Raw genomic sequence first — 14857 nt, 5'->3', positions numbered from 1 at the left:
GATCTTTTCAACCAGCTATGGAAAGAAAGACTATAAAATCCATCTTTCTGTTACAAGTATAAATATTTAATGCGGTTTCCAAGAAAGTTTTGCTTCAAAAAAATAGATAAAACTGTTTTTGGTGATTAGAAAGTCCTTAGAAAGAGTTGATAATGAGCTTTTTAAGGACTTTTTTTTTATTTGGAGCTATCTTTGAAAAAGTAGGATGTTTCTTAGCCTGAAGGGCGATTTAGGCGTAAAAACCCTTATGGGTTTCCATTAAAATTATATTTGGACTTAAAATATTTATATATGTATTTAATAAAAGAAGCAAGCATTGTCAATGAAGGAAGAATAACAGTAGGGGATGTACTCATCAAGGGTGATCGGATAGAGAAAATGGGATCCGGCCTTTCTGTGGAATCCCGTGTAACAGAAGTGGATGGTAAGGGCTTGCATCTTTTCCCGGGGGTGATTGACGATCAGGTACACTTTCGAGAACCGGGCCTCACTCATAAAGGAAACATTTTCACTGAGTCACGAGCAGCAGTGGCCGGAGGGGTAACTTCATTTATGGAGATGCCCAATGTAAATCCACAGACCATTACCCAGGAATTGTTGGAGGCTAAGTATCAAATAGGAGCAAAAAACGCCCTGGCAAACTACTCTTTTTATATGGGCAGCACCAATGAAAACCTGGATGAGGTATTGAAGACCGATCCTGCTACTGTTTGTGGCATTAAAATTTTTATGGGTTCGTCAACGGGGAATATGCTTGTGGACGATCCTCAAACACTCGAGAAAATCTTTTGTAATGCACCTATCCTGATCGCCACTCACTGTGAAGATGAAGCAACAATACGAGCGAACACTGAAAAGTTTGTTGCTCAGTACGGAGATGAAATTCCGTTTAAATATCATCCAATCATTCGTAGTGAGGAGGCGTGTTATTTATCTTCATCAAAAGCCATTGAGCTTGCCATGAAGTGCAACGCCCGCTTGCATATTCTTCACATTTCTACCGGAAAGGAAACGAACCTCTTCACCAACGAAATTCCGTTGAAGGAAAAGAGAATTACATCAGAAGCATGCATACACCATCTTTGGTTTTCGGATCAGGATTATGATGAAAAAGGCTCCTTTATCAAGTGGAACCCGGCGGTAAAAACAGCTAATGATCGTGACCAGATATGGAAAGCGTTGCTGGATGATCGTATCGATGTGATCGCGACGGATCATGCACCACACACTTTGGAAGAAAAGCAAAACCCATACACTAAAGCACCTGCGGGAGGGCCGCTCATTCAGCATACGCTCAATGCGATGATCGATTTTTACCATGAAGGAAAGATTTCTTTGGAGCGGATAGCAGAAAAGATGAGCCATGCAGTGGCGGATTGCTTCGAGGTAAAGGAGCGTGGATATATCCGTGAAGGCTACAAGGCAGATTTAGTTTTGGTAGACCTGAATAAGCCATGGACAGTCAACCGGGACAACATCCGTGCAAAATGCGGATGGTCACCGTTTGAAGGGCATACCTTTAAGTCCACGATTGAGAAAACTTTTGTTTCCGGCCACCTGGCTTATTCCGATGGAAAACTGGATGAAAGTCAGATGGGTCAGCGACTTTCTTTTGACCGAAAATAATCGTTTGTAGATTTCGAAAGGGGTATTAACTTTGCACTCCTTTTCAGGAATGCCTGATAAGATTTATGGTGGTTGTAGTTCAGTTGGTTAGAACGCCTGATTGTGGTTCAGGAGGTCGCCGGTTCGAGTCCGGTCTTCCACCCTTAGAATAGAAAGCAGTTACAGAGATGTGACTGCTTTTTTGTTTTTCGACCTCCTGACTTGCTTCATTGTAGTTCAGGAGGTCACCGGCCAAAGGTTGGTCCCATCGATCCAGCTGAAAGTAATAATGATATTTCGAGCACATGGACAATCTTCGGTTCCAAGACATAGAGGCTTTTAATTGATATTAAAAGCAATTGGAATAATTGAGGGGTCCTAAATTCTAATGTGAATTATGGTTATTTTCGGGGATGGCCAACGCAAAAACGTGTATCAATTGCTCTGCTTCTGTCAATGGTAATTACTGCATTCATTGTGGCCAGAAAACCAAAGTACTTCCAATTACCTGGAAGGGGCTGGTAACCGAACTTAGCTCTCGCTGGCTGGGGGCTGATAACCGGATCGTCCGAACGTTTATTGGCCTATGGACCAACCCGAAAAAAGTAATCACAGAATACCTGGAAGGAAATCGGGTAAAATACATTGGACCCCTCTCTTATCTTGTCGTGATGAGTTTTTTGTATGTGTTGTCTTTCCAGTTGACTGGGTTTACCCCCGAGGAAATGATGGATGAAACCTCCAGGATGTTCCAATCACCGGATCAGAAACTTTCGGAAAAGCAGCTTCAGTTTATCAATGATTATACCCAGTTGTTTTCTAAAAATATGCGCTTGCTTGTGGGTGTCATTATACCTTTTACAGCACTTGCTATGACTATTTTTTACAAGAAGAGAAATTATTTACAAAACTTCTTGATCATCAGTTATGTGGTGGCTCAACTTTTATGGGTCAGTATGCTTGCAGTCGCTCTCGCGGCATACACAGACAACTTGTTTTTTACCGAAGGCCTGATTATTAATATAGTTTATAGTGTCATAATTCTAGGATTGATGAACCCTCAGAAGTCCCTCCTTTGGACCTATACTAAAGCACTAATCGTATGGCTTGTTGGGTACATATTTTTTATACTTGTGATATCAGTTAGCACCTTCGTCTACATGATCACTCAGTTTTAATAAACGGATGCTTTTCATTTTACATAAAGAGAAAGGCCAGTTAAATCACCCCTTGATCGGCATCCGCCTAAACTCCTTTGTTCGGTCAAACAGGTATCGATACGTGTGATGTGTTTTCACCACATCGCCCCCTACTTGCTCCACGACCTTGATCATTTTGGGATTAAAATCGCCAATCCAATTCATTTCCAGTTCTTCATATCGGGTATATGTTTCCTGAACCACGTCTCTTACTGCCATTATTAGTGCACCATCCACTCCTTTTCCCTGATAATCTGGAGAAATACCAAACACTAACCCAATCATTTTTTTATTGGTTTTCATCAGTTTATGATACAGAAACTTAAGCTTTCCGATGAGGTCTAGCTTTCCATTCACATGCTTAAATACCTGATTCAATTCCGGGATGTTGATGTAAAAACCAACAGGTCGATCTTTATGGTAGCCAAACCACATGATTTTTTCATCCATGATCGGCTTCATTTTTTTAATGATGGCGTTAGCCTGAATAGAGGTCATCTTGGCTACACCCGGGTGTCGTGCCCAGGCATCATTATATACGGTTCGAAAGTCTTCCGCATATTGCTTCAACTTGCTTTTTTCTATGTGTCGGAAAGTGTAGTCAGCATCTTGATTGGCCACTTGTGCTTTTTCATACAGGCGATCACTAAGCGGATCCATCACCGGTCGTCCGAACGTAAACTGCTTGAAGTAGATTTGGAAACCGTAGTTTTCAAACAGATCTACATAATACGGGAAGTTGTAATTACACTGGTAGTTGGGTGGTCGGTCAAACCCATCTACCAGCAAGCCCCACCAGGTATCCCGGTCACCAAAATTGATCGGTCCATCCATCGCCTCCATGCCTTTCTCTTCCAGCCATTTTTTGCCGGTATCAAACAACAGGGTGGCAGCTTCCTGATCATTGATGCACTCAAAAAAACCTACTCCTCCGGTTGGCTGATCATTGTCTTTATTGACCGTTTTTTGGTTGATAAAAGCGGCAATTCTTCCAATCGTTTCTCCATTGTCATTTTTCAGAATCCAGCGTGTACACTCCCCGTTTCGGAAAAACTTATTCACCTTCGGATCAAACACACCATTGATGTCTTTGTCGAGCGGTCGTATCCAGTTGGGCTCATCCTTGTAAAGACGAATGGGGAACTGCAAAAATTCGTTAGCTGTTTTCTTATCCTGTACTTCTATGACGTGCATGGAGGCAAATTTTAGGCAAAGAAAGCCATTCAATTTTTAAATATTAAAAAAGCTAAGTTTTGAGTAGAAAACGAATCATCGTAACAGGAGGAAATCGAGGAATAGGAAAAGAAATCTGCAAGCAATTAGTGGAAATGGGTCATGATGTGGTGCTTACCGCACGATCCGTAGAAAAAGGAGAAAATGCTGCTATAGAGGTTGGAGCTAAGTTTCGTGAGCTGGATGTTTCCAAAAAGGATAACATTCTGGAGTTTACTCAAAAGTATAAGGATGAGGTTGGCGAACTGGATGTATTGATCAACAATGCAGGTATCCTGATAGATGATGGAATGAATGTCCTGAATGCGGATCTGAATGTTGTCAAGCAAACCATGGAGACGAATGTATACGGCCCCTGGATTTTGACTCAGGAATTAGCTCCACTTTTAGAGAAATCTTCTGACGGTCGAATCATTAATCTTTCCAGCGGGATGGGTGCGATTGACGATTTGCGAGCAGATCATCCGGCATACAGAATCTCTAAGACAGCCTTAAATTCATTGACAATCATGACGCATCAACAAATTGGGGCTAGCGTAAAAGCCAATGCCATGTGTCCCGGCTGGGTGCGTACAGATATGGGCGGGTCAGGTGCATCAAGGCCGGTAGAAAAAGGAGCGGAGACCGCCGTTTGGCTGGCTACTGCCGAAGAAATCCCGAGAGGAAAATTTTTGAGAGATAAAAAGGTGATTGAGTGGTGAGTTATTCCACCCGAACAAAAGCATAATCATTCACATCCCAATCGATAACCAGGCCTCTTCCAACTCCCTTCGCTACTTCATCTCCATAGAGATGATGGACCAAGTAGAGCGCTACATCATACGATTTTGCACCACCTGCTGAAGTGAGGAGGTTATCATGATGAACGAATGAAACCCCTTCATGAACGTTCAATGATGGAAATGTCTCTCTGTATCTGGCAATATCAGATGGAAATGTGGTAGACTCTTTTCCATCAACTAGTCCAGCCTTTGCTAAAATGAATGCTCCGTCACAAAGCGACATGACATAGTCAGCTTTATCACCAATTTCAGCGACCCAGTTAATGAGCGTTTCATTTTCCAGATCAGAATCCATGTTGTGTTCAGCACTTGGCACCACGAGAATGTCTATCTCAGGCAAATCTCCGCTATCAAAAGCATAATCTGGGAGCAATCTCAGTCCTTCAAATGAAGTCACCGTATCCATGGTTTCAGCAACGGTAAAAACCTTAATCCCACGATCAGTATGGAAGATGGTGTGTTGAAAAATATCGAATGGAGCCATCAGCTCTGAGTTGTAAATTCCATCAATCATCAAAAAAGCTGCGTTGAATGATTCTCCTTCAGCTACAGGCTCAATGGTGATTGGAGCTTTTTCCTGAGGGGGTGTACAGGCAATTAAAATTAGAAAACATAAAACCCAGATTCTCATGATACTTTCAGTTTAAGCTTGTCCCATAGACTCATATTCTCCAATTGAGCCTTCATTTTTTCGCCTACTTTTTCAATGGCCTTTAATGGGCGAAGCATCACTTTAAACTCCATGATTTTTCCTTCTTCATTACATGTGATGATATCAACACCATCAATGAGGAGACCATCAATTTCGGCATTGAATTCCAGAACAGCCTCTCGTTCGTTGACGATCTCTTTTACATAGTGAAAGTTCGTGCCCTCAAACATGTTGGCGGCAGCTAACAAATAGGCCATCACCATCTTTCGGCCTTTTTGAGCTTTGAAAAGAATGGGAGAATAAAATACAGCGTCTTTTTCCAGCATGGATTTCAGCAACTTATTATCATGGTTTTTCACCACTTTGTGCCAGTTACTGATCACCTCATCCATAACCTTACAGCCCAAAGGCTTCTTTCACCTGATCTACATAATCCAGCTTCTCCCAGGTAAAGGTTTCTACCACTTTTTTCACCTCTTCTCCGTTGCTTCCTTTAAAGATTACCTGTTTTACCTCCGGTGTTCTTCCCATATGTCCGTATGCAGCAGACTCTGAATAGATCGGCTCTTTCAGTTTCAGTCGCTTAATAATGTGCGCAGGACGCATATCGAAGATTTTTTCTACGATCCTGGCGATCTCACCATCTTTCATATCCACATTGGACGTCCCGTAAGTATTCACATAAATGCCCATCGGCTCGGGAACCCCAATTGCATAGGAGACTTGTACAAGAATCTCATCAGCCACTCCTGCTGCTACAAGGTTTTTAGCAATGTGTCGAGTTGCGTAAGCAGCGGATCGATCTACTTTGGATGGGTCTTTTCCGGAGAATGCCCCACCACCATGGGCTCCTTTTCCCCCGTACGTGTCTACAATGATTTTTCTACCCGTAAGTCCGGCATCACCGTGAGGTCCGCCAATCACGAATTTTCCGGTAGGGTTGATGTGATATTTTATCTGATCATTGAAGAGCTCCTGATTTGCTGGTTTAAGCTTAGCCTTCACTCGCGGGATCAAGGTGTTGATAATGTCTTCCTTGATCTTTTTGAGCATGTTGTCTTCGTTATCAAACTCATCATGCTGCGTGGAAACAACGATGGCGTCTATACGCACTGGCTTATTGTCATCGTCATATTCAATGGTCACCTGAGATTTTGCATCCGGACGGAGATACGTCATTTCTTTTCCTTCCTTGCGGATATCCGAAAGCTCCATCAGGATTCGGTGAGAAAGATCTAGAGCCAAAGGCATATAGTGATCTGTTTCTTTCGTGGCATAGCCAAACATCATCCCCTGATCTCCGGCTCCCTGCTCATCTTCAGAGTCTCTGTCAACTCCCTGGTTAATATCCGGAGATTGTTCATGGATGGCTGAGATTACTCCGCAGGAGTTGCCATCAAACATGTATTCACCTTTTGTGTAGCCGATGCGGTTAATTACCTCTCTTGCGATCTGTTGTACATCCACATAGGCTTGGGTTTTTACCTCACCAGCCAATGTTACGAGCCCGGTTGTCACCATGGTTTCACAGGCCACCTTACTATCAGGATCGAAAGCAAGAAAATGATCAAGCAAAGCATCGGAAATTTGATCGGCAATTTTATCCGGGTGTCCTTCGCTTACAGACTCTGAAGTGAATAAATAGGGCATATATCTTCGTTTGTGTTCTTTAAAGTTGGTCGGCAAATTTAGAAGATTCGGTGAACTCCATCAGGGGAATTGACCAAAACTGAATATTGCAGGTATTTTATGTATCTGAATGTCAGTCTTCTGCCACTTTGATACCGGTTGCGTCAGGATTTTTTCGTTCTCTCCGGAGATATCTGCGGCTATGCTCAATAGTGTATCCGGTCTGCAGGTTTTTAAAATGTCTTCGATCAGTTGGTGATTTCGATAAGGTGTTTCCATGAAGAGCTGCGTGTAACCGGACTGACTTAGTTTTTCCAGCTCTTTGATTTTTTTCTGTCGGGGATTTTTATCAATAGGTAAATAGCCATGAAAAGTAAACTGCTGACCATTGAAGCCGGAGGCAATCAATGCCATTTGTATGGAGGAGGCACCGGGCATGGGGACCACCTGAATACCTGTTTGGTGTGCAAAGCTGACCGCCAGGTTTCCCGGATCGGCCAGACACGGTACGCCAGCTTCTGAGATCACAGCCATATCTTCTCCATTTCTGGCAGGTTCAAATAGCGGATACATTTGGTCCCAGTTTGATTTTTTGTTGAGAATCTGAAACTGCAATTCATCTATCGTAATGCCCGCTTTCAAGCTGCTGATGAATCTCCGTGCAGTTCGAACATTTTCTACGAAGTAGTGCTTTGTATTTTTAAGCACTTCTGTAACCATCGGAGAAACAAACGATGCATCATTATCCGTTGATAGGTAGGTGGGAATAAGAAATAATTTACCTTGACTCATATGGGCAAAATATTGATTTTAATTGGATTGGTACTGGTCGTTGTAGGTGCAATTATGGAGTTTGCTCCGAATGTTCCGCTGGGCAGACTGCCAGGGGATATTCGTATTGAGCGTGAAAACTTCACTTTCTACTTTCCAATTACCACGTGTATTCTCATCAGTTTGCTATTGATGCTGTTTGGTTATTTATGGAATAAAATTAGGTAATGAGGGTTGTCATTTCGAGCCTGCCTTTGTCGGCAGACAGGCAAAGCGAGAAATCTATACTAAAGATGTTTGACGATTTATACGGTAAGGATTTCTCCTTTCAGTCGAAATGACATTATATAAAAAGGTTTCCAGGATATTTTAGCTATAGCACAAAAACTCCATTACCATTTTCCCCAATTCATTTGGTTTCTCGGCATGCACCCAATGGCCCGCATCCTTCACTGAAGCAATTAACGCTTTTGGAAAATGCTCACGAATGAGGTCATGGTCCTCATCCGTGATGTAATCTGATTTGCTTCCGGCAATGAATAGCGTGGTGCCATCAAAACTCACATCACCTTCAAGTCCCTCCCCCACATTTTCTACTGCCCGTTCAATGGCGTTCACATTCAGCTTCCAGCCAAAGCTTCCATCCTTTTTTCTATCCAGGTTTTTCAGGATAAACTGACGAACACCAAAGTTGGAAATCACCTTAGCCATTTGCTCGTCAGCATCTTTCCTGTTTTCCAGATTTTCCAGATCGACCGAATGAAATCCTTCGAAGATCTGCTGGTGGTGAGGAGGATAATATTTTGGTGCGATATCCACCACGATTAATTTATCCACGTTATCCGGATGCTGAGTCGCCAGGTGCATAGCTACTTTCCCCCCCATGGAGTGTCCCAGAATGTGGGCTTTGGTTAGGCCTTCATCATCCATCAACTCTACTACATCTTTCACCATTACATCATAGTCAAACTCATCACTATGTGGTGAGTTACCATGATTTCTAAGGTCCACCAGATATACTTTAAACTTTTCAGCGAAAACCTTTCCAAGTGTTTGCCAGTTGTCAGAGGAGCCAAACACGCCATGCATGATGATGAGAGGTTCGCCTTCTCCTAATGTTCTAAAATTTAGTTTCATTGAATTGAAAATCGATCGATAGGCTTAATAAATGACAAAAACGGGCATTTTGTTCATTTACCTGCCAACAAAATGGTTTTGACTCAAAGTTACATATTACCTTCACGAGCTTTATGAACTCGATCAGCACATTTCTGGCAGATGCGGTGAACTTTATTTGGGGACTGCCATTGCTTATTCTTTTGCTTGGCGGAGGTTTTTTTCTGCTTGTTTATTCACGATTCCTTCCCTTTCGATACCTCAGACATGCTATTAATATTTTAAGAGGAAAATATGATGATCCCGACGACCCGGGAGAGATCAGCCATTTCCAGGCGTTGAGTGGAGCTCTGGCTGCCACCATCGGTATGGGAAATATCAGCGGCGTGGCACTTGCCATAGCCGCGGGAGGTCCCGGAGCTATGTTTTGGATGTGGGTGAGTGCGTTTGTTGGAATGGCCACCAAATTCTTTACCTGTACACTAGCAGTGCAGTTCAGAGGCAAGGATTCCGAAGGGGAGCTGCAGGGAGGTCCAATGTACGTTATCAGGGAGGCTTTGGGAAAGAAATGGATGCCTTTGGCTGTTTTCTTTTGTGTGGCCGGGTTCTTTGGTGCTACACCTGTCTTTCAGACCAATCAAATGGTGGCGGTATTTAAAAATGTAGTGCTGGTACCTATTGGGGTGGAAAGTTCCTTTATCGTTAACCTTTCAATAGGAATTGTGATAGCCACACTTGTGGCCATCGTGATTCTGGGAGGTATCAAGCGGATTGGAAATGTTGCTTCCAAGCTGGTTCCGTTCATGGTTGTCCTATTTGTGATCAGCGTGTTGGCTATCATGATCACCAATCCGGGGGGAATCATTCCATCTTTTCTTTTCATTATTGAAGATGCATTCACAGCCAAAGCAGTTTTAGGTGGAGCTGTGGGGGCCGTTATAGTGGAAGGGGCAAAACGTGCAGCCTTTTCAAATGAAGCTGGAATAGGGATGGCACCATTGATGCATGGGGCGGCAAAAACGAAGGAACCAGTAAGAGAAGGGTTGGTTGCGATGCTAGGGCCATCCATAGACACCATTATTGTGTGCACAATGACCGGAATATGCATTTTAATTACGGGAGTTTGGAATAGTGGCGAGGCTGACGGGATTGTGATGACTGCCAGCGCATTTGAGGTTGGGTTACCTGGCTTTGGTCCCGTTGTATTAATGGTCTGTGTGATGGTTTTTGCGATCACCACCATTTTTGGGTTGGCTTATTACGGACAGAAATGTTTGTCGTTTTTGATAGGAGCGAAGTACGGGAAATACTTCTATTATTGGTACATCGCTCTTGTTTTGGTGGGGTCAGTTGCGTCACTGACAGACGTTGTGAACCTGGTTTTTGTAGCCTATGGCTTGATGGCCTTCCCAACCATGATTTCAACCGTGATACTCGCTCCTAAAGTGATGGAAGCGACGAAGAAGTATTTTAGTGAAGTATATAAATCGTAATCATTTGGAATGCTGGCACTTAGATGTCATATCTTTGCGCCCAATATCATTTAAGATAGGATGAGAATTGTAATAGCTGGAGCCGGTGAGATGGGTTTTCATCTTGCAAAGCTTTTAACCGCTGAAGAGCAGGATATTGTAATCATAGATTCCAATCCGAATGTGTTGGAATATGTGGGCCAACATCTGGATGTGAGTACGGTGCGCGGAAGCTCCACCTCCCCTCGAATATTAAAGGAAGCCAATATTGGAAAGGCGGATCTTCTGATAGCCGTGACATCCATTCAAGAAACAAACATCACCACGTGTATTCTTGGTAAAAGCTTAGGAGCAAAAAAGACCATTGCCAGGATTTCGAATGTGGAACTTCTCCACCTACGAGACGAATTGAACCTCAGCAATGTCGGAATAGATGAGATTATTTCTCCTGCGTCACTGGCTGCACGAGAGATCAAGAGGCTATTGAAGCAATCAGCACTTACTGACACATTCGAGTTTGAGAAAGGCATGCTTTCTCTCGTGGGAATCACGGTGGACGAAGGCTCACAACTCTTCGGAAAAACATTGACGGAAACAGCCTACCTTAATCCTGATCACAATTTCACCACGGTTGCAATCCTTCGGGACAATAAAACCATTATCCCTTACGGTGAGAACAAGTTTCAAAAGGATGATCACGCCTATTTCATTGCTCAGCCGGACGGTATTGAACGTGTAACTGCACTGGCAGGAAAGGAAAGCTTTGAGATCAAGAACGTGATGATTTTGGGAGCCAGCAAAGTGGGGATACATACAGCCAAACTGCTTAGCAAAAAGTACAACATTAAATTAGTAGAAGCTGACAAGGAAAAATGTCTGCATTTGGTTGATGAGCTTCCGGATACCATGATCATAAATGGTGATGGCAGGGACATCAACTTGCTTAGGGAGGAAAGTATTGATCGGATGGATGCCTTTGTGGCATTGACCGAAAACTCGGAGACGAATATTATGGCCTCATTGGTGGCCAAAAATCAGGGAGTGAGGAAAACCATTGCTTTGGTAGAAAATGTGGATTATATCCACCTATCTCAAAGCATTGGCATTGATACGTTGATCAATAAGAAATTAATCGCAGCAAGTTTTATTTTCAGATATATTCGTAAAGGCGAAGTACTAAATATCGCAGGTATTCACGGTGTGGATGCAGAAATCCTGGAGTTTGAGTTAGGAGAGAAATCACGTATTGTAGAGCAGCCATTGAAAGATCTGGATTTCCCGAAAACGGCAATCGTGGGAGGAGTCATCAGAGATGGACGGGGAATTGCAGTAAGAGGAAATTTTGAATTCAAACCAAAGGATCGCGTAGTAGTTCTTTCAAAACCGGAATGTATTAGAAAAGTGGAGAGCTTCTTCAAATAGTTCATGTATTTTAACTACAACTTTAAGGTCATATTTAAAGTTATTGGGATCCTCCTGTTAATTAACGGGGGCTTCATGCTTACCTGCCTGCCCTTTAGCTTTTACTATAATGAAGGCGACCACCTGGCACTCATTAGTTCTTCGCTCATCACCTTAGGTATCGGAGCGCTGCTAATGCTCCTAACCCGAAATCTCCAAACCAATGAAATGCGTAAGAAGGACGGTTATCTCATTGTGACAATGGGATGGCTTTCTATGTCGTTTTTTGGGGCACTACCTTACATAATCAGCGGCTCGATACCTGATCTTACGAATGCCTTTTTTGAAACACTATCTGGTTTTTCTACAACCGGTGCTACGGTGCTTACTGATATCGAATCGGTTCACAAAGGGATATTATTTTGGAGAAGCCTGACACAATGGATTGGTGGTATGGGGATCATCGTCTTAACGGTGGCCATTCTTCCACTCTTAGGGATTGGGGGAATGCAGCTCTTCGTGGCAGAAGCACCCGGAATCTCTCCTGACAAGTTGCAGCCCAGAATCAAAGAAACAGCCAAGCGACTATGGATCATCTATTGTGGGTTAACAGTAACCGAGCTGATACTCTTATGGGTTGGAGGCATGAGCTTCTATGATTCGATCAATCACAGTCTTACTACTATGGCTACCGGAGGGTTTTCAACCAAAAATGCCAGTATCGCTTACTTTCAGGATCCGTTCATTCAGTATGTCATCATCTTCTTTATGTTCATGGCTGGCACCAACTTTACCATGACCTATTTTGCCTTACATGGCAACTTCCGAAAGGTGCTGAGAAACGAAGAGTTTAGGTTTTACCTGTTCTTTTGTATTGCTGCGTCGCTGATTGTTGGACTCATTATTTTCAACCTTGGGCATGATACGCTCGAGAAATCCATTCGTGATGCATTGTTTCAAATCATCTCGGTGGTAACGACGACCGGATACGTGACCCATGATTATACAGCATGGACATCTTTCCTTACCGTCCTATTCTTCTTGTTGATGTTTGCAGGAGGTTCAGCAGGTTCTACAGCGGGTGGAGTCAAATTAGTACGACATATTTTGCTCATTAAAAATAGTTTACTTGAGCTCAAACGGATTTTGCATCCATCAGCAATCATCCCGGTTCGGTTCAATGGAAAATCGGTGAGCAGGGACATCACATTCAATGTGCTTGCATTCATCATGATCTATATTCTCATTGTTTGTTTTGGAGCCATTGCTGTTTCTTCTTTCGGCATTGATTTCAACACTTCGCTCGGTGCAGTGGCCACCACTTTAGGTAATATTGGACCGGGAATTGGCGATGTAGGGCCTGTGGATAATTTTGCTCATCTGCCAACTGGGGTAAAATGGATTCTTTCGTTCATGATGCTTCTTGGACGTCTGGAGCTTTTTACCGTCCTTATCCTCTTCACACCATTTTTCTGGAGAAAAGTTTAAGGCCTTTCAACAGATTGCCTCATCTTTGAGCGATTTCATCAAAAAATGAAAAAATGAATATTCCGGGCTACATTATCTGGACATTCGATCCAGCCATCTTTACCATTCCTTTTACAGACTATGCTCCCCGGTGGTATGGGGTATTATTTGCGGTAGGGTTTTTACTATCCCAGCAGGTTTTCTTTCGCATTTTCAAAGCAGAAGGTAGACCTGAGAAAGATGTGGAGCGCATTACCGGCTATATGGTTTTAGCCACAATCATAGGTGCAAGGTTAGGTCATTGCCTGTTTTATAATCCGGAATATTATCTCTCCAACCCCATCAAGATTCTAATGGTGTGGGAAGGAGGCCTGGCCAGTCATGGTGGGGCACTGGGTATATTGGTAGCCATCTATTTGTTCTGCAGAAAATACAACTATCGCTATCTATGGATTCTCGATAGGCTCGTAATAGTAGTGGCATTGACAGGAGCCATGATTCGTACAGGAAACTTGTTCAATTCAGAAATGGAAGGGACACTTACCAATTCTAATACCGGAATTGTCTATGCGCGTGCTACATATGATGTGCTCAATTACTCCGAAGATATAGACGATGTATGGTTTGAAGGGGGAGGAGAGATGCAGAGTGATGAGGTTGGGATTGTCCCGATTACGGCTTATATCGAATATCGGCGAGGCTATAAGTTCGAGATGAAGGATAAGATGTTCGTTGAAAACCAACTAAAGAGCACATTAAGCAGATATGGAGAAGTAACTGAACATGTGGACTTTGGTGAAGGACCACTGGTCTACAAAAACTATCAGAAGGATGGCAAGGAAATAGTGGAAATAGCTGCTCTCGGAAAGGTGAGACATGCGGCTCAATTGTATGAAGCCATCTATTGTGTAGTGCTAATGATTGTGCTTTACTGGCTGTGGGACAAAAGAAGAGATGTGCTGCCCGAAGGATTCAACTTTGCCTTATTCATGATCGTTCTTTGGTCGCTTCGATTTGTGGATGAATATTTTAAAATGAATCAGGAAGCTTTTGAGGAAGGGATGGTGCTGAACATGGGTCAGATTTTGAGTATTCCGCTAACAATTGCGGGTGTAATTCTGATGATCTGGATCTTTACCAGAGACCGAAAGATGGCGGATTTCAAGTAAGACATAAAAAAAGGGAGCGATTAGCTCCCTTTTGCTTTTCTTTTGAATAATGGAATTATTCCATGTCATCAGCAGCCTCTTCTGCTTCAGCAGCAAGAGAATCAACTTCTGCTCCCATTTCTTCAACAGCAGCATCAACTGAGTCTGCTACATTATCAGCAGCATCTTCCATATCATCCATTGCTTCTTCAGCAGCTTCGCCAGCTTCTTCAACTGCGTCTTCTGATTCAGAGTCTGATGATGAAGATGATGATGTGCATGCACCTAGGAATGCAACCATAGCTAATAGTAATAGTACTTTTTTCATTTTTGGTCAGGTTTTAAATTCAACCTTAAAATTAGGAGTATATCACTCATAAAC

Annotated in this window: 15 protein-coding genes and 1 tRNA gene; 9 read left to right on the top strand and 7 right to left on the bottom strand. The window is 42.9% G+C overall.

Annotated elements, in window-relative coordinates; all coding sequences use genetic code 11:
• The first annotated feature begins 291 nt into the window (after positions 1–291).
• From ACOQON_RS16725 to ACOQON_RS16715, 3 genes are all read left to right on the top strand, one after another.
• A complete protein-coding gene (locus ACOQON_RS16725; RefSeq protein ID WP_420576570.1) occupies positions 292–1626 on the top strand; it encodes a dihydroorotase in 1335 nt (444 codons plus the stop codon).
• Positions 1627–1693: 67 nt separating this feature from the next.
• Positions 1694–1769: transfer RNA gene (locus ACOQON_RS16720), tRNA-His, on the top strand.
• 249 nt (positions 1770–2018) lie between these two features.
• Positions 2019–2783 (top strand): DUF3667 domain-containing protein, encoded by a 765-nt coding sequence (locus tag ACOQON_RS16715; RefSeq protein WP_420576569.1) that lies wholly within the window; start codon positions 2019–2021, stop codon positions 2781–2783.
• A 45-nt stretch (positions 2784–2828) separates the two neighbouring features.
• Here ACOQON_RS16715 and ACOQON_RS16710 read toward each other — a convergent pair whose 3' ends face one another.
• Positions 2829–3998, bottom strand: a complete 1170-nt coding sequence (locus ACOQON_RS16710) for a hypothetical protein (RefSeq protein ID WP_420576568.1) — start codon at positions 3996–3998, stop codon at positions 2829–2831.
• A 59-nt stretch (positions 3999–4057) separates the two neighbouring features.
• On the opposite strand from ACOQON_RS16710, the gene ACOQON_RS16705 reads away from it, so the two are divergent.
• A complete protein-coding gene (locus ACOQON_RS16705; RefSeq protein ID WP_420576567.1) occupies positions 4058–4738 on the top strand; it encodes an SDR family NAD(P)-dependent oxidoreductase in 681 nt (226 codons plus the stop codon).
• A 1-nt stretch (position 4739) separates the two neighbouring features.
• Here the strand turns inward: ACOQON_RS16705 and ACOQON_RS16700 are convergent, their stop codons facing one another.
• The 4 genes from ACOQON_RS16700 to ACOQON_RS16685 are packed head-to-tail and all read right to left on the bottom strand — an operon-like array spanning position 4740 to position 7892.
• The gene (locus ACOQON_RS16700) at positions 4740–5450 is read right to left on the bottom strand and encodes a DJ-1/PfpI family protein (RefSeq protein ID WP_420576566.1); all 711 of its coding nucleotides are present in this window, start codon (positions 5448–5450) and stop codon (positions 4740–4742) included.
• Complete coding sequence (locus ACOQON_RS16695; protein ID WP_420576565.1) at positions 5447–5863, bottom strand: nuclear transport factor 2 family protein; 417 nt, start codon at positions 5861–5863, stop codon at positions 5447–5449. Before ACOQON_RS16695 ends, ACOQON_RS16700 begins: the two co-directional genes overlap by 4 nt.
• A gap of 4 nt (positions 5864–5867) precedes the next feature.
• Complete coding sequence (gene metK, locus ACOQON_RS16690; RefSeq protein ID WP_420576564.1) at positions 5868–7121, bottom strand: methionine adenosyltransferase; 1254 nt, start codon at positions 7119–7121, stop codon at positions 5868–5870.
• 60 nt (positions 7122–7181) lie between these two features.
• Positions 7182–7892: an SAM-dependent methyltransferase gene (locus ACOQON_RS16685; protein WP_420576563.1), complete on the bottom strand. Its 711-nt coding sequence runs from the start codon at positions 7890–7892 to the stop codon at positions 7182–7184.
• On the opposite strand from ACOQON_RS16685, the gene ACOQON_RS16680 reads away from it, so the two are divergent.
• Entirely contained in the window at positions 7893–8099 is a 207-nt protein-coding gene (locus ACOQON_RS16680; RefSeq protein WP_420576562.1) for a DUF2905 domain-containing protein, read from the top strand.
• A gap of 141 nt (positions 8100–8240) precedes the next feature.
• On the opposite strand, the gene ACOQON_RS16675 is transcribed toward ACOQON_RS16680, so the two are convergent.
• Positions 8241–9008 carry an alpha/beta fold hydrolase gene (locus ACOQON_RS16675; RefSeq protein ID WP_420576561.1) on the bottom strand — a complete coding sequence of 256 codons (768 nt, stop codon included), beginning with the start codon at positions 9006–9008 and terminating at the stop codon, positions 8241–8243.
• 113 nt (positions 9009–9121) lie between these two features.
• Here ACOQON_RS16675 and ACOQON_RS16670 point away from each other — a divergent pair, with 113 nt between their 5' ends.
• The 4 genes from ACOQON_RS16670 (at position 9122) to ACOQON_RS16655 (ending at position 14496) form a co-directional block, all read left to right on the top strand.
• Positions 9122–10480, top strand: a complete 1359-nt coding sequence (locus ACOQON_RS16670) for an alanine/glycine:cation symporter family protein (RefSeq protein WP_420576560.1) — start codon at positions 9122–9124, stop codon at positions 10478–10480.
• 60 nt (positions 10481–10540) lie between these two features.
• Complete coding sequence (gene trkA, locus ACOQON_RS16665) at positions 10541–11881, top strand: Trk system potassium transporter TrkA (protein ID WP_420576559.1); 1341 nt, start codon at positions 10541–10543, stop codon at positions 11879–11881.
• A 75-nt stretch (positions 11882–11956) separates the two neighbouring features.
• Positions 11957–13348 (top strand): TrkH family potassium uptake protein, encoded by a 1392-nt coding sequence (locus ACOQON_RS16660; protein WP_420576558.1) that lies wholly within the window; start codon positions 11957–11959, stop codon positions 13346–13348.
• Between the two features lie 53 nt (positions 13349–13401).
• Positions 13402–14496 (top strand): prolipoprotein diacylglyceryl transferase, encoded by a 1095-nt coding sequence (locus ACOQON_RS16655; RefSeq protein WP_420576557.1) that lies wholly within the window; start codon positions 13402–13404, stop codon positions 14494–14496.
• A gap of 55 nt (positions 14497–14551) precedes the next feature.
• Here ACOQON_RS16655 and ACOQON_RS16650 read toward each other — a convergent pair whose 3' ends face one another.
• Entirely contained in the window at positions 14552–14776 is a 225-nt protein-coding gene (locus ACOQON_RS16650) for a hypothetical protein (RefSeq protein ID WP_420576556.1), read from the bottom strand.
• Positions 14777–14857 lie beyond the last annotated feature (81 nt).

The sequence above is a fragment of the Ekhidna sp. genome (genome assembly GCF_965221965.1).
Taxonomy (GTDB): Bacteria; Bacteroidota; Bacteroidia; order Cytophagales; family Cyclobacteriaceae; genus Ekhidna.
Note: the sequence above shows the minus strand (reverse complement) of the source record. Positions and strands in the feature narration are given on the sequence as shown.

Coding starts and splice junctions, on each gene's coding strand:
- ACOQON_RS16725 (WP_420576570.1), top strand. CDS start 292: ATGTATTTAATAAAAGAAGCAAGCATTGTCAATGAAGGAAGAATAACA.
- ACOQON_RS16715 (WP_420576569.1), top strand. CDS start 2,019: ATGGCCAACGCAAAAACGTGTATCAATTGCTCTGCTTCTGTCAATGGT.
- ACOQON_RS16710 (WP_420576568.1), bottom strand. CDS start 3,998: ATGCACGTCATAGAAGTACAGGATAAGAAAACAGCTAACGAATTTTTG.
- ACOQON_RS16700 (WP_420576566.1), bottom strand. CDS start 5,450: ATGAGAATCTGGGTTTTATGTTTTCTAATTTTAATTGCCTGTACACCC.
- ACOQON_RS16695 (WP_420576565.1), bottom strand. CDS start 5,863: ATGGATGAGGTGATCAGTAACTGGCACAAAGTGGTGAAAAACCATGAT.
- metK (WP_420576564.1), bottom strand. CDS start 7,121: ATGCCCTATTTATTCACTTCAGAGTCTGTAAGCGAAGGACACCCGGAT.
- ACOQON_RS16685 (WP_420576563.1), bottom strand. CDS start 7,892: ATGAGTCAAGGTAAATTATTTCTTATTCCCACCTACCTATCAACGGAT.
- ACOQON_RS16680 (WP_420576562.1), top strand. CDS start 7,893: ATGGGCAAAATATTGATTTTAATTGGATTGGTACTGGTCGTTGTAGGT.
- ACOQON_RS16675 (WP_420576561.1), bottom strand. CDS start 9,008: ATGAAACTAAATTTTAGAACATTAGGAGAAGGCGAACCTCTCATCATC.
- ACOQON_RS16670 (WP_420576560.1), top strand. CDS start 9,122: ATGAACTCGATCAGCACATTTCTGGCAGATGCGGTGAACTTTATTTGG.
- trkA (WP_420576559.1), top strand. CDS start 10,541: ATGAGAATTGTAATAGCTGGAGCCGGTGAGATGGGTTTTCATCTTGCA.
- ACOQON_RS16660 (WP_420576558.1), top strand. CDS start 11,957: ATGCTTACCTGCCTGCCCTTTAGCTTTTACTATAATGAAGGCGACCAC.
- ACOQON_RS16655 (WP_420576557.1), top strand. CDS start 13,402: ATGAATATTCCGGGCTACATTATCTGGACATTCGATCCAGCCATCTTT.
- ACOQON_RS16650 (WP_420576556.1), bottom strand. CDS start 14,776: ATGGTTGCATTCCTAGGTGCATGCACATCATCATCTTCATCATCAGAC.